At 42.7% G+C, this 14238-nt stretch carries 18 protein-coding genes; 17 read left to right on the forward strand and 1 reads right to left on the reverse strand.

Annotated elements, in window-relative coordinates:
* Position 1 precedes the first annotated feature (1 nt).
* The 8 genes from M1D84_RS04600 to M1D84_RS04635 are packed head-to-tail and all read left to right on the forward strand — an operon-like array spanning position 2 to position 4623.
* Positions 2 to 925, forward strand: coding sequence for a phage major capsid protein (locus tag M1D84_RS04600; protein ID WP_024423262.1), 924 nt, complete (start codon positions 2 to 4; stop codon positions 923 to 925).
* Positions 926 to 938: 13 nt separating this feature from the next.
* Entirely contained in the window at positions 939 to 1322 is a 384-nt protein-coding gene (yqbG, locus tag M1D84_RS04605) for a protein YqbG (protein WP_024423261.1), read from the forward strand.
* Positions 1319 to 1675 carry a YqbH/XkdH family protein gene (locus M1D84_RS04610; protein ID WP_025094218.1) on the forward strand — a complete coding sequence of 119 codons (357 nt, stop codon included), beginning with the start codon at positions 1319 to 1321 and terminating at the stop codon, positions 1673 to 1675. The genes yqbG and M1D84_RS04610 overlap by 4 nt, the downstream gene beginning before the upstream one ends.
* Positions 1672 to 2169, forward strand: coding sequence for an HK97 gp10 family phage protein (locus M1D84_RS04615; RefSeq protein WP_025094219.1), 498 nt, complete (start codon positions 1672 to 1674; stop codon positions 2167 to 2169). The genes M1D84_RS04610 and M1D84_RS04615 overlap by 4 nt, the downstream gene beginning before the upstream one ends.
* 4 nt (positions 2170 to 2173) lie before the next feature.
* Positions 2174 to 2629, forward strand: a complete 456-nt coding sequence (locus M1D84_RS04620; protein ID WP_024425901.1) for a phage tail terminator family protein — start codon at positions 2174 to 2176, stop codon at positions 2627 to 2629.
* Entirely contained in the window at positions 2616 to 2828 is a 213-nt protein-coding gene (locus tag M1D84_RS04625) for a hypothetical protein (RefSeq protein WP_034282476.1), read from the forward strand. Before M1D84_RS04620 ends, M1D84_RS04625 begins: the two co-directional genes overlap by 14 nt.
* Before the next feature lie 3 nt (positions 2829 to 2831).
* Positions 2832 to 4178, forward strand: a complete 1347-nt coding sequence (locus M1D84_RS04630; RefSeq protein ID WP_171464632.1) for a phage tail sheath family protein — start codon at positions 2832 to 2834, stop codon at positions 4176 to 4178.
* A 1-nt stretch (position 4179) separates the two neighbouring features.
* Complete coding sequence (locus M1D84_RS04635) at positions 4180 to 4623, forward strand: phage tail tube protein (RefSeq protein WP_024423257.1); 444 nt, start codon at positions 4180 to 4182, stop codon at positions 4621 to 4623.
* Positions 4624 to 4906: 283 nt separating this feature from the next.
* Here the strand turns inward: M1D84_RS04635 and M1D84_RS04640 are convergent, their stop codons facing one another.
* Positions 4907 to 4996 carry a putative holin-like toxin gene (locus tag M1D84_RS04640; RefSeq protein ID WP_073207186.1) on the reverse strand — a complete coding sequence of 30 codons (90 nt, stop codon included), beginning with the start codon at positions 4994 to 4996 and terminating at the stop codon, positions 4907 to 4909.
* Positions 4997 to 5147: 151 nt separating this feature from the next.
* Between M1D84_RS04640 and M1D84_RS04645 the strand changes: the two genes are divergently transcribed.
* From M1D84_RS04645 to M1D84_RS04685, 9 genes are read left to right on the forward strand one after another with little or no spacing between them, the layout of a single operon-like run.
* Positions 5148 to 5588: a phage tail assembly chaperone gene (locus M1D84_RS04645; RefSeq protein WP_012011040.1), complete on the forward strand. Its 441-nt coding sequence runs from the start codon at positions 5148 to 5150 to the stop codon at positions 5586 to 5588.
* A gap of 41 nt (positions 5589 to 5629) precedes the next feature.
* Positions 5630 to 5767, forward strand: coding sequence for a hypothetical protein (locus tag M1D84_RS04650; protein ID WP_095357030.1), 138 nt, complete (start codon positions 5630 to 5632; stop codon positions 5765 to 5767).
* Positions 5768 to 9895: a transglycosylase SLT domain-containing protein gene (locus M1D84_RS04655; RefSeq protein WP_458106423.1), complete on the forward strand. Its 4128-nt coding sequence runs from the start codon at positions 5768 to 5770 to the stop codon at positions 9893 to 9895.
* On the forward strand, positions 9888 to 10556 hold the full coding sequence (locus M1D84_RS04660) for a LysM peptidoglycan-binding domain-containing protein (protein WP_149126340.1): 669 nt from the start codon (positions 9888 to 9890) through the stop codon (positions 10554 to 10556). The genes M1D84_RS04655 and M1D84_RS04660 overlap by 8 nt, the downstream gene beginning before the upstream one ends.
* An 11-nt stretch (positions 10557 to 10567) precedes the next feature.
* Positions 10568 to 11578 (forward strand): XkdQ/YqbQ family protein, encoded by a 1011-nt coding sequence (locus M1D84_RS04665; RefSeq protein ID WP_332284764.1) that lies wholly within the window; start codon positions 10568 to 10570, stop codon positions 11576 to 11578.
* The gene (locus M1D84_RS04670; RefSeq protein WP_024423253.1) at positions 11575 to 11841 is read left to right on the forward strand and encodes a DUF2577 family protein; all 267 of its coding nucleotides are present in this window, start codon (positions 11575 to 11577) and stop codon (positions 11839 to 11841) included. The genes M1D84_RS04665 and M1D84_RS04670 overlap by 4 nt, the downstream gene beginning before the upstream one ends.
* Positions 11842 to 11855: 14 nt before the next feature.
* Entirely contained in the window at positions 11856 to 12278 is a 423-nt protein-coding gene (locus M1D84_RS04675) for a DUF2634 domain-containing protein (RefSeq protein ID WP_332284762.1), read from the forward strand.
* Positions 12271 to 13320, forward strand: a complete 1050-nt coding sequence (locus tag M1D84_RS04680) for a baseplate J/gp47 family protein (RefSeq protein WP_332284761.1) — start codon at positions 12271 to 12273, stop codon at positions 13318 to 13320. The genes M1D84_RS04675 and M1D84_RS04680 overlap by 8 nt, the downstream gene beginning before the upstream one ends.
* The gene (locus M1D84_RS04685) at positions 13304 to 14227 is read left to right on the forward strand and encodes a YmfQ family protein (RefSeq protein WP_332284759.1); all 924 of its coding nucleotides are present in this window, start codon (positions 13304 to 13306) and stop codon (positions 14225 to 14227) included. Before M1D84_RS04680 ends, M1D84_RS04685 begins: the two co-directional genes overlap by 17 nt.
* The last annotated feature ends 11 nt before the right edge of the window (positions 14228 to 14238 follow it).

The raw sequence follows: 14238 nt of genomic DNA on the forward strand, positions 1-14238 counted from the left end.
TGTGAGAAATCAAGAGTTGATTCGCAAGGCCGAAATGACACTTGCCAGCTTAAAAACCGGCGGTCTCATGAACGCAACCCAATCCAACACATTCATTAGAATGATGCAAAATACACCAACCGTTTTAAATGATGCACGTATCATTCCAATGGAAAGTGATTCACAAAAAATCGAAAAAATCGGCTTTGGCCAGCGTATTTTGCGCCCAGCAGAAGAAGGCAAAGCACTTGATGCGAAAGACCGTGTTGTCCCAGCGACAAGCACTGTCCAGCTAAATGCGAAAGAGGTCATCGCAGAGATTCATATGACCTATGACAGCATTGAAAACAATATTGAGAAAGACGGAATTCAGCAGACGATTATGCAAATGCTCGCTGAACGAGCAGCCGTTGACATTGAAGAGCTCATCGTCAATGGCGATACGACTTCAGCAGATCCATTTTTAGCTCAAATGGATGGCGTGAGAAAACAAGCAGTTTCTCATATCGTAGATGCAAACGGAGCGGAAATCAGCCGCCAAATGTTTAAGCAAGCCTATAAAGCGATGCCGTCAAAATATTTACGTGTACCTCAGGATTTCCGTTTCTACACATCCCCAAGCTTAGAAGTTGAATGGAAGGATCAAGTAGCAAACCGCCAGACAGGCCTTGGAGATGCGGCCATTCAAGGCGGACTTTCTTCTGCATTTGGTGTGCCGGTCAAAGGTCTTGCCAATATGCAGCCATATGACGAAGCGGGAACAGACGTATCAGATATTTTGCTGACACACCCTAAAAATATTATCGTAGGTTTCTCTCGTCATATTCGAATTGAAGTAGAAAAAGATATTCGCAGCCGTAAATTTATTATTGTCCTCACAGCGAAGCTAGACAGCAAATTTGAGGAAGAGGATGCTGTAGCAAAAGTGATGAAAGTGAAAGAGTAGGTGACGGCAGGCCATGATCATTTCTGCTGAAGAACTGCAAGCCTATTCTGTCTTTGATCGTGTGAAAAATCGATCTGTGGAAAGACTGACAGCAGATATTATCGAAGCAGAAGCTGCGGTATTTCAGATCGTAGGTCACGATTTCTCAAGCGAAAAATATCAGCCCCTCCCTGAAAAAGCAAGAATCGCATTATTAAAAATGGCCCAATATTTTGCCATGCTGAATGATGATGAATCTATGATGAAAGGCTTTACGTCAGAGAAAATGGGCGATTATTCATATGCGAAGGCAGCTGATCAAGTCAAAGGCAGACCCTATGTATATGCCCTGCTTGTAGATTACATTGAACCAACATTGACCGGCGGCAGTGCCAAGTTAAAGGTGAGGTCATTATGAGCTATCAATCTCTATTAACAGACCGCTGTGATCTTTTTCACCTTGAACAGCAGGATTCCGCCCGCGGGAAATTTGGAATTCCAGCTGATGATTTACAAATAACACTTTCCTATCCCGATGCTCCCAGCCTGACCGATCTTGCTTGTTATGTCATAGAAAAAAACCAGTCACTTGTGCAAGAAGAGCCGAATACAGTCATTTATCAATCCTATCTTGTCCATTTTCCTTTAGCAAGTGATATTCGCTTGCATGACAAAATGGTGTGGAATGGCGTGTCACTCAAATTACAGCAGCCTAAAAAAGTGAAAAATCATCACATCGAAGTGATAGCAGTCAGGAAGGAAAATCTATGAAAATTGCTGGACTTGACCGGCTGATTTCACAGTTGCAGACAGCGGGTGATGGCGGCTTAAAGGCAGAATATCAAGATTGGCTGGAGGACATGGGCCTGCAGTTTTTAGACATCATTCAGGATGAATTAATCAAGGAGAATGCTGTCGATACAGGCCGGCTTCTTAGTTCCTTTACACAAGGCGATAAGGAGAATCATTTTCTCATTTCAAAAGGCGGTCTCACACTTGAAGTGGGAACGCAGCTTGAATATGCCTCCTATGTCAATGACGGACATGCCACTTCTTCAAGTGGAGAGCGAAGATGGGTGCCTGGCAGATGGACTGGCAGCCGATTTGAATATGATCCGAATGCAAGTACCGGAATGATGCTTGCCTCTCAATGGATTGATGGCAATGGCTACTGGGATCATGCTGTCATGCTCTATGAGCAAATGTTTGAACAGTCGCTGGATCGAAAGCTGCAAAGCTGGTTCGATCGACATTTTGGGAGGTGATGGAATGAATCAAGAAGTCGGGGCAATCATGCATTATATCTACACACACTTTCCTGTGACAATGTATGATCGTCTTTTGCCAGAACGCTTTCAAGTGCCATCCGTTTATGTGCCGCCTGTAACAGTGATCAGTGGTCCAGATACGGTCTCTACCTTTATGAAATCTTATTCGCTGCAAGTGAAAGTCTTTCATATTGATACAGAAAAAGCACATGATGCGGCAGAAACAATTGTTGATGCATTGCTTGCTGATCGTCAAATCATTCAGATGATGAGTGAAGACGGAGAGGTGCTTGATGATTATGTCCGCATAAAAAGAGTGGAAACAAGAATGATAGATCAAGGCGTAGCAGCGATTGTCCTGACGTGGGATAGCAGCTATTGGTATAACCGCGACAAAGAGGCAAGCCTTGAAGACATCAACTTTTCAGATGGGGTGATCAAACGTGAGCAAGACTAAACATGCTCAGCCTGCTCAAACAGCCGGCGAAGAAAAAGAATTTGGCTTTTCATTTGAAGCCTTGAAGGAGCACAGTAAGGATCTTTTTGGGGTCAAACCAGAAATCCTTGAAGGGGCTCTTTTTTATATCAAACATCAACCAATTACAAAAACAGAAGCGAAAAAGCACATTGATGCTTTTTTGTCCAAGGAGGTTTAAAGGATGAACGGAGGCACTTTTACACCAGGTACAGAGAAAAAGCGTCCTGGCATTTACTTTAATTTTAAAACAACAGCAGAGCAGCGAATTACTTTAGGCGATCGAGGTTCGGTGGCACTTCCCCTTGTGATGAGCTGGGGAGAACCAAAAACCTTTATTTCCGTTTCAAATATGGAAGATTTAAATAAAAAGGTTGGACTCAACATTGATGATAAGTCACTTCTTCTTTTCCGTGAAGCAAAGAAAAAAGCGCAAACGGTCTTGCTTTACCGTCTCAATGAAGGAGAGCCGGCCAAAGCCGAAATTGCTGAAAATTTTGTCGTCACAGCAAATTATGGCGGCCAAAAAGGAAATGAGATCACAGTACAAGTCGCCGAAAATGTACTTGATAGCACAAAACGCGATGTGATCACTTATCTTGGAACAGACATTGTGGATAAACAGGTTGTCACTGATGTCAAAGATCTTGTGAAAAACAAATACGTTCAATTTTCTGGTGAAGGTGAAGCTGTTATCACAGCTGGTGTGGCACTAAGCGGCGGTAAAAACGGGGTGGCAAGTGTCGCAGATTATACAGCTTTCCTAGAAGCAGCAGAAACAGAATACTTCGATGTCATTGCCCTTCCAGTCGATAATAGTGAGCAATTAAAAGCAACCTTCGCTTCATTTATCGAGCGTTTGCGTGATAAGCAAGGACGTAAGGTGCAAGGGGTTGTGGCGAATTATGCAGCTGACCAAGAAGGAATCATCAATGTGACAAGCGGTGTTGTACTCGAAGATGGAACCGAACTAACACCTGCTCAAACAACAGCATGGGTCGCAGGTGCAAGTGCCGGAGCAAATTTCAATCAGTCACTGACCTTTGTTGAATACGAAGGAGCAGTCGATACATTAGAACGCCTTGACAATGATCAAGTCGAATACCGATTATCTCAAGGGGAGTTCCTTTTCACCTTTGATGCGCGAGATCGCACGGTGAGTGTTGAAAAAGATATTAACTCCTTGACAAGCTTCACAGCTGAAAAGAACCAGCAAATGGCGAAAAACAAAATCATTCGTGTGCTTGATGCGATCAACAATGATTTAACATTCGAATTAAAAAATCTGATTAAATTACGTAAAGCCAATGGCAATGACATTCCAGCATCAGATGATGGTGTGCAGCTTGTGAAAACACTGATTACCCAGTATCTCACACAGCTTCAAGATGGCAGCGGTATTACAGGCTTTAATTCAGAAACAGATATCGTGATCGGTCTCAATGAAGATCGTGATGGATTTATCATCGATTTAGCGGTTCAGCCAGTAGATGCAGCAGAAAAATTCTATTTCAATGTGGAGGTGAAGTAAGATGGCTTTTAAAGCGCAAAATACAATTTCAGGTAAAGAAGGTCGTCTTTTCTTAGAAGGTGAGGAACTTGCATTTATCAAAACCTTCGAAGCAAACGTGGAGAAAAACAAATCAGAAGTCAACGTCATGGGCCGCCGAATGACTGGCCATAAAACAACGGGAGCAAATGGAACAGGAACGGCAACATTCTATAAAGTTACGTCCCGTTTCGTTCAATTAATGCTCAATTATGTGAAAAAAGGAGAAGATCCATATTTCACTCTTCAAGCGGTAATTGACGATAAATCATCAGGCCGTGGCACTGAGCGTGTGACATTATTTGATGTCAACTTTGATTCTGCTAAAATCGCTGGATTGGATGTTGATTCAGAGGCACTTGAAGAAGAAGTTCCTTTCACATTCGAGGACTTTGACCTGCCTGAAAAACTGAAGAATACATTCTAAGAAAAGTGGAGGAAATTAGCTAATTAATTAGCTAAATAACAGCTGAATATGCTATAATGCAGTTGTAATACAACCGTCTTGATGCCGTCTTCATTTCGTCTGGTAACGTCTTGTATTCGATTCATTAAAATATGTTTACTTGCAAAGCAATTTGCATAAAATAAAAAGAAGCCAGGATGCTCTAACATCCCGGCAATGTACAATGAGGCCCTTCAAGGGGCTGGCTTATCGAATAGGTTCTTTAGGTAGACTTCCCTTTAACCTTCCACAGCTCAAGGGGAGTCTATTTTTTGTCTATATACGTCAACAAAGTAAAGATAAACATCCCGAATAAAAGCATAAGGGAAATCGCTTCAAATGTTGACATATGCATCACCCCCTTCCTATCGGGGATGAGCCAGACGCCCTTGAGCAAGCCGTTCACTTGTACAATTTAAATGATACATGAAAAGATTGGAAAGCACATTCAAAAATGGATGTGCTTTTTTGCATTCAAAAAAACATAACAAAGGGAGTTTTTAAACATGAGTGAAAAACAAACATTTGATCTTTCATTTTTTATGCCAGGACAAACAGTAGAAGCGGAAGAAGTCAAAGTACCGATTTCTAAGCGTTTTGTTGATAAAAAAGGAAATGTCATTCCTTTTGTCTTTAAAGCTATTACAACTGAACGTATTGATGAATTGGAAAAAGAAAACACAACCTTCAAAAATGTCAAAGGCAGAGGACGCGTGAAAGACTTAGACAGCCAGCGCTTCTACGCACGTATTGCGATTGAATCGACGATTTATCCAGATTTCCGCTCAAAGGAATTAAGAGAAGCCTACAGCACACAAGATCCAGTTGAAGTAGCAAAACGTGTCCTGTCAGTAGGCGGTGAATATGCGAACTGGTTAAACAAAGCGATCGAAATCAACGGATTCGAAGATGAAATTGAAGATTTAGAAGAAGCAGCAAAAAACTAATAAAAGATGGGGATAAAGAAGCGGTGTTTTTATATTACGCGATGCACGAGCTTCACTACTCCCCATCTGAACTCCTGGAATTATACGAATCACCAAGACCGTTCAAAGCATTCCTTTTCGGACTCATCAGCTACAAGCTAGACATGCTAGAAAAAGAAGCAAAGAAAGGAGGTAAATAATTGGCGAAACTTACAGCACGATTTGAATTAGAAGACCGGGTGTCGAAGAAGTTATTACGCATTCAAAAACGATTTCAAACGTTTGAGAAGCAGCTCAAACCATTTAGAAAACCAGTGAAAATAAGTCTGGAAATGGATGAAAAGAAATTAAGAAACCTCACTTTATCACTGCGGAAAGTTTCAGTATTTTCTATGAGGCTGGATCAAGGAATCTATCGGGATCTAAAAGCATTGAACAATCAGTTAAATATGATTCCAAATCATCTGGTCATATCCTTTCAAGCGAAGGGGCTGAATGTCATTAAATCCAACATAGATCGTTTGAAACAAATGGGGACAAGTCCCATTATGCTGACGTTTAAACTAAACGATCAATTGTCAGCGAAAATGTCATCGATCAAAAAATCAATCCTTCAGCTCATCAACAGAACGTACTATATGAGATTAAACATGGTTGACCAAGCCACCGCTGCAATTCAACGAATCAAAAAGACACTCAAAAGCTTGACAATGTCCAAACACGAAATCAGAGTGTCTGTTCAAGACAATGCAAAAAGTAAGTTGAAAAAACGAGATCAGGCAGAGTCTGTTGTGAAAGAAAAAACCATAAAAAAAGAGCCTGAGACTGCTAGTCCGTCAGTTAAAACGGATGAACCTAAACAGAGTTGGCTCCAAAACTTTGCCAATAAAGGATTAAATGAAATTCAAAAATATGCAGGTGACGTTGCAGACAAAGTGAAGGAAAAATTGAGTCCTAGAAAGTTTTGGGATGAAAAAGCACTTCCTTGGGTTGAAAATAAAATGGAAGAGTACAAACAAGATGTGATCGGAAGAATTAAAGAGAAGATTAAATTTAATCCTGAAAAAAAACTAGATCAATTGGTGAAGACTGGATTAGATCGCCTCTTTGGTACAAGTGATCAATCAAGTGAAAACAACAGTACGACTCCGGCGCCAACAACAGCACCAACGACGGCACCAACAACAGTTCCAACGACGGCACCAACATCAACACCATCTAATTCGGCTCCTAAAACGCAGCCTAAGCCGCGAGGTGGAAAAGGTTTGTTTCGCAGTAGTTGTTGCCCTTGTTGTGCAAGAGGTATAAGCAGCCGAGGATCTACTAAAGCGAAAAATGGCCGTTCACCGAGACGATCAACAAATCCAAATGCCACATCAAGAACCGAAATGAATAGAAGGCCTCCAAGTAAATTAGGGAAACTGAAATCAAATGCAGGTAAATTATTTGGAAAAATCCCTAGTGGTCTAAAGAAAGGTGCGGGTATCGCAGCTTCAGTTGGCGGACTTACGGGTCTAATGAAAGGTGGCAAGGGGTTAAGTGGACTAGGAGATGCGGTGAAAAATATCGGTAAAGGGAGCGGTAAATTATTAAAGAAAGTACCTATTCTAGGTGGTTTACTTAGCGCAACAAATTTAATCGGTATGAAAAAAGAGAATGCTGGTGAAAAGATCGGTACGACTGGAGGCGGTATTGCCGGCGGAATGGCAGGTGCAGCAGCAGGTGCAGCTATTGGAAGCGTAGTTCCAGGAGTAGGTACAGCCATCGGTGGTCTAGTAGGCGGCATCGCTGGAAGTATGGGCGGCGAATCTATCGGTGAAACGATCGGAAAATGGTTTGATGGCGGCGGATTTGAAAAGATTGGTCAAAAAGCCATTGAAATCAAAGACCAAATTGTTGAAGTTTGGTCAACAGTTGCGACTTGGTTCACAGAAAATGTCTGGACACCATTAAGCAGTACGGTTGTCACAGTAGCATCATCCATCTGGTCAAATCTAGTCAATGCCTGGACATGGATCCAAGAAACATTCAGTACAGTTGCAGGCTGGTTTATCGAAAACGTCTGGACACCGTTAAGCGGTACAGTCGTTACGGTAGCCACGACCATCTGGTCAAGCCTAGTCAACGCCTGGACATGGATCCAAGAAACATTCAGTACAGTCGCAGGCTGGTTTATCGAGAACGTCTGGACGCCGTTAAGCGGTACAGTCGTTACAGTAGCCACGACCATTTGGTCAAGTCTAGTCAATGCATGGACATGGATTCAAGAAACGTTCAGTGCAGTCGCAGGCTGGTTTATCGAGAACGTCTGGACGCCACTAAGCAGCACAGTTGTTACAGTCGCTACAGGAATTTGGACAGCATTATCAAATGCATGGAAAAAGATACAATCAATCTTTGGAGTTGTATCGACATGGTTTATGGAAAATGTGTGGAATCCACTTGTAGATACGGTAGGAACCATTAAAGACAGTTTCGGTAAAAAGTTTGAAGAAGCGTATAAAGTTGTGACAGATATATGGGATGGATTATCCAAATGGTTTGAGGACAACATTCAAAAGCCAATTGTAAAAGTAGCAGAAGCTATTGGTGATGGGTTTTCTAAAGCGTTTGGCTGGGTCAAAAAGATTTTTGATAAGGCTGGCGGTGGGGTTGATTTTGTATTGAAACATGTCTTTGGAGGTGCTGATAATAACGCCACAGGCGGTTATATCACCCAACCAACCTTATCATGGGTCGGTGAAGCAGGTAACGAATTTGTTATTCCAACTCAAAATAACCGAGGACGCGGAAAGATGCTTCTTGCACAGGCCGCTTCTCAACTTGGAATGTCTGTTGTACCGAGCGGAGCGGCAGGAACTCAAGTGACAAGCTCCCCAGCTCCTACAACTCCATCATCTTCTGTAGGTTCAATGAGCGGAGGCGGATCAGTCTCATTGAATGCGAACATTCAAGCCTCTAGCATTGGCGAGCAATTTAATAGCGATTTTGAACAAGGATTAAATCGTAAAGTCATCTCTCTTGATCAATGGAAACAAAAGAATATTCAGCAGCCTTTTGGTCAATTGACATCAGACTCAGGAAAGTATGGTCAGCAAACGGTTTCTGCCTTTGCAAATGGCCAGCAGATGACACCAACAGGAACAGATAGCTTTTTACAAAGTCGTGTAAAAGCACCCTACCAACAAGTCATGACAGCATCACCCACTTGGGGTTCTGGAACGGTTAGTGGTTTTGCAGCAGGTCAAAATGCTACATCAATTGGCACGAGCCAATACGTAGATCAAAACATTAAACAACCATTCCTGCAAGCGAAACAAGAATCACCAGGCTGGGGCTCAGGAATGATTGACGCCTTTAACAGCGGCATGCGTTCCAAAGGAAGCGAAGTCACGCAAGCGGCCAAAGAAATGGCGATGAAAGTAGAGCAGGCGTTTAGAGAGGAATTAGACATTCATTCCCCTTCACGCGTCATGATGAGTCTTGGGAAATTTGCATCGATCGGTGTCGTCAAAGGGCTTGACTCAGTTGATGTGAAAAAATTTGCTGAAAATCAGGCTGGTTCATTGATTGGTGCCTTCAGCGGGATGGGGGCTTCAGGTCTTAGTGTTCAGCAATGGCTGATGGCAGCTCTGATGGCAACTGGCACATCTATGAACTGGCTTCCAGGTCTGATGACCATCGCGCAGCATGAATCAAATGGAAATCCGAGAGCAATCAACTTATGGGACTCTAACGCCAAAAAGGGAACACCTTCTAAAGGATTAATGCAAACCATTGGACCGACTTTTAATTCCAATAAAGGCAAGGGCATGAATGACATTTGGAACCCAATTCATAATGCCGTAGCAGCCATTAACTACATTAAGGGAAGATATGGAACAGTCTTCAACACACCGGGATTACGAAGTATGAGAAGAGGCGGCCCTTATAAAGGCTACGCAAATGGCGGATTGATTACTCAAGAGCAGGTTGCTAGAGTCGGTGAAGGAAACAAGCGCGAATGGATTATTCCTGAGGAAAGAGGCATTCGCGGAAGGTATTTATTGACGCAGGCAGCCAAGGCACTTGGGATGCAAGTTTATGATCCATCAAATGCATCTGCTCCTTTACCAGAAGCACAGATGCAGCAAGTTACCTCAGCTCAGCCTACTGGCAGTACAACATCGCCAGGTAATAAACAAATCACGATTCAATTCAATGGAGATCAGCATTTCCATAATGGACAAGATCAGCAATCGCTAGTCGAAAAAATCAAACAAATGCTTGTAGATGAACTAGAAGTAGAGATTCATACAGGAACGAAGGGGGTCGTAATTGATGGGTAAATCAGTGTATCAATTGTGGATTTCCCAAGGAAAGGACAAGTTGCGATTCCCTGTCCTTCCATCCGAACTCGAAATCACAAATAACGTACAAAATGAAACAGTAAAGGTCGCCTCTTTTGGAGAACTGACCTTTATTGACGTACCATCGGCGAAACAAGTATCATTCACCTCATTATTTCCTAAGAAATATTCGCCGATTGCTGAATATAAAAGCATTCCATCACCAGAGAATGCGATCGCGAAAATTGAACGAATGATGCGTTCAAAGAAATCCGTGCGGTTGATTGTAACTGGAACAAAAATCAATATGACGTGCAGCATTGAAAGCTTCACCCACAAGGAAGGGTCATATGATATTGGAGATCGTGAATTTACGATCGAGTTAAAGGAATACAAAACTGCATCGCCTAGGAAAATCAAACGGAAGAAAAAAGCAAAACAAACCAAAAAGAAACGGCCTTCAAAAACACCACCAAAAATGTACACCGTCAAAAAAGGGGATACGCTATGGGCCATTTCTGGCAGGTTTTATGGCGACAGTACAAAATGGCGGCGTATTTGGAATGCCAATAAAGCAGCGATGATTAAACGTAGCAGACGCAATATTAAGCAGCCGGGGCATTGGATTTTCCCTGGACAAAGGTTAAAAATACCACAATAGGGGGGCTGGCATTGATCGAGCTTTTTGCCATCAGAAGCGGCACCATGTATGAGCTTGTCACAGAGAGTGTGACACTTCAGGGGCAAAGGTATCAAGCCCCTCGCTCAATTCAGGCAAATATTATCACAAAGCAAGGCAGTCAAACATATTACCGTGTCTCGGAAGGGGACACGGTTCTTTTTAAATGGAAAGGAAAAGAGCTGTTTAGAGGCATTGTTTTTTCCCGGACGCCTGTTGAAGGAAAGCTGATGTTTACCGCATACGATATGCTTCAATATTTGGTAAAAAACCAAGATGTCTATGTTTTTTCAAATCAAAGAGCAGATCAAATCTTAAGGCGGATTGGAGCTGACTTTCAAATTCCAATGACCTCCATCGCCAATACAGGACATGTCATAAAATCACTAGTGTTTAAAAATGATACGAGCTTGTATGACATGATATTGAAAGCATTGAAAGAAACGAAGCGGCAAACAGGAAGAAACTATCAAATCTATTCTGCTAAAGGCAAGATGGGGCTGAGAGCCTGGCCTGATCCAGAGGACGTCTGGGTCATTGAATCAGGCGTCAATCTCATCAGCTATCAATACAGCACCTCGATCGAAGAGACAGCCACTCGTGTCAAGATGCGTACGTCAGCTGATGAACAGGGGAAGAATAAGAAAAAAGGCAGTAAATCCGAGATTGTGGTGATTGAACAGGATAAAGCCGGTCAGAATAAATACGGTATTTTACAGCATGTTGAGACAGTCACTGGGCAAATCAACCAGCCGCAGCTGCAAAAAAGAGCCAAAGTACGGCTGGCAGAGAAAAAAGGCGTCAAACAAGAAGTCAAAAGTATACAAGCCCTAGGAATTCCTGAGCTGCAAAGCGGTCTCCCAATCTATTTGAAAATTCCTGAAATCAACGTAAAAAAAACTTACTGGATCGATCAAGACAAACATGAATTCAGTGGGGTGAAACACACCATGACCATTGATGTTGTTGAGAAAAATTCCATGCCAAAGGGTGATCAAGCGTGAGATTAAGTGAAGCGATTAAACGATTAGCAGTAAATGCAGTAGACGCAGAATCGCCAATTGATCTTGTTATCGGAGAAGTCACGGCAGTTTCCCCTCTGAGCATCCGATTAAATGAAAATCATAAGCTGATCATTCCAGAAGAATTACTGATTTGGCCGAAGCGCTTAAATAAGGGTGAGGATGATGAGCTGAAAAGGGGAGACAGTATTATGGTGCTTGCAATGGCAGGAGGCCAGTCCTTTTACATCATCGACAAATTGTAAGGGAGGTGATGAACGTGGCACTTTCACCAGAGGAAGAAATCGAGGAAATAGAAGAAGATGAAGAGGTCGAAACCTCAACGACGTATCGAATAGATTTTGAAACTGGCAGACTGACAGGCGAAACCATTTCAGGTATTGAGGCAATCCGGCAATTTATTTATATGACACTTAGGACAGAGCGGTATGCACATCCTATCTACAGCCACGACATTGGATCTGAAATTCAGGAGCTGTTGACGGATACAGAAGCTACGGATGAATACAAAGAAATGGAGATTCCAAGGCTGATAGAGGAAGCACTGCTCGTTGACGAACGGATTGATCATATTGAAGAGTTAGAGGTCACAAAACAAAATGACTCGTTTCATGTCAAACTAGCGATTGTCACAGATGAGGGCACATTAGAAATAGAGGAGGTGATGGAGGGCGATGTTTGAGGAACAGACGTACGAAGCATTAATGGAAAGAATGCTGGATAGACTGCCAGATGATATAGATAAAAGAGAAAACAGCGTCATTTGGAATGCCTTGGCACCTGCTGCCGCTGAACTGGCCCAGTCCTATATTTGGCTTGACCAAGTGTTTGAGCTGGTCTTTGCAGACACAGCACAAGGAGAGTTTCTAGATCGGCGGGCTGCTGAAGTAGGGATCGAAAGAAAATCAGCCACTAAAGCGGTTTGGTCAGCGGTCATTCAGCCAAACAATATCAACATACCAGCTGGCTCACGTTTTTTTATTGAAGACGTTTATTTCCAGTATTCGAAGGATGGTACGCTAGAATGCGAGACACCTGGTAAAGCTGGCAATGTTCAATTAACAGATCAGCCGCTGCTGTCACTTGATACAATTCCAGGACTTGAATCGATTAAGATGAAAGAACTGGTGATACCAGGTCAAGAGGAGGAAGATGACGCTTCTTTATATGATCGATATTTAATACGTGCGAGGCGGGAGGCTGTCAGTGCCAACAGGGCGCATTATAAAAAATGGGCTGAGGAAGTGCCCGGTGTTGGCAGAGCGAAAGTGTTCCCGCTTTGGAACGGAGAAGGGACAGTCAAAATTGTCATCACAGATGGCAATCTAGATGTTGCATCAGACCTTCTTGTCAAAAGGGTACAGGAATATATCGACCCAGTGCCAGGTGAAGGAGAAGGACAAGCGCCTATAGGCTCGAAAGCAACCGTTGAAAGCGCCAAATGGCTGGATATCGACATTGAAGTGGCTGTCGAACTTCAAATGGACTGGACCCTTGAAGGCGCTCAGAAAGAAATAGAAGAAAAGGTCAAGACACTGTTGAAATCAATCGCATTTGAAAAGAGTACCATTCGAATGTCCGCCTTAAATGATATTCTGTACCATTCAGAAAGTGTGTCAGATTATGCAGATGTGTTATTGAATGGAGAGTCGAAAAACTTAGTATTACAGGACATTGAGATTCCGCGTCTTAGGCAGGTGAAGGTTATTGAGCAAACAGGATGAAATGAAAAACTACCTGCCGCCATATTTTACAGAGATTTATGAAGTTGATCACCTGCTCAAGACAGAGGCACCGGAATTTGAGGGATTGGACGAATCTATTTTCGACTTAACGGATCAGTTCTTTCCTCTAACAGCGACATGGGGATTGAATAGATGGGAAAGAATGCTGAAGGTGCAGCGGGAATCAGATGATTCAATTGAACTGCGCAGGGCACGCTTACTCAATATGATGTCAAATATTCCCCCAATCACGTACCTTTCATTAGAGAAATCAGTCAATCGCTTTCTCAAGAATCCAAGTGCTGTCATCCGTCTCACAACCAATCGCTATCACTTCGCTTTACGTGTGAACCTAGATGATTTGCAAAACACGAGATATATTGTAGAAATACTTGAAACGTTAAAACCCGCACACTTGGCTTATACGTTCACGGCTTTTCATCATACTGATGTACATGAAAAAAATGATCATCACGGGAGGCTCACACTGCGCAGCAGAGTGGGTTTTTTCGATCATATCCCCATTTTACTCAATGGTGAATTTGTCTTAAATGGGACGTTTTATCTCAGCGGAACAAGAGGGACAACGGATGTGCCTGCTCGTTTTCAGCACTCATTAAACATGAGAATGCCGCTTCAACATCAGTCAGACACAGCATATCGCATGAACTATGTCATGAATGGAGCGGTACATGAAACGAAGCAAGGAGCGGCATTGACTTTACGCACAAAAAATCATCTCCAGCATCAAACCAAGAAGAAGATGACGTTCCGTCTGCCAGTACATGTCCAAACTGAGCAGGATGGAAGCTTACTGATCAAGGATCATTACTGGATTCTCGATGGATCTGTTCCACTGGACGGATCAAAAATGCTAGCAGCAACTTCTAAAAAAATAGATTTATAAGGAGGATCACA

The organism is Bacillus sp. PK5-006, assembly GCF_054161415.1.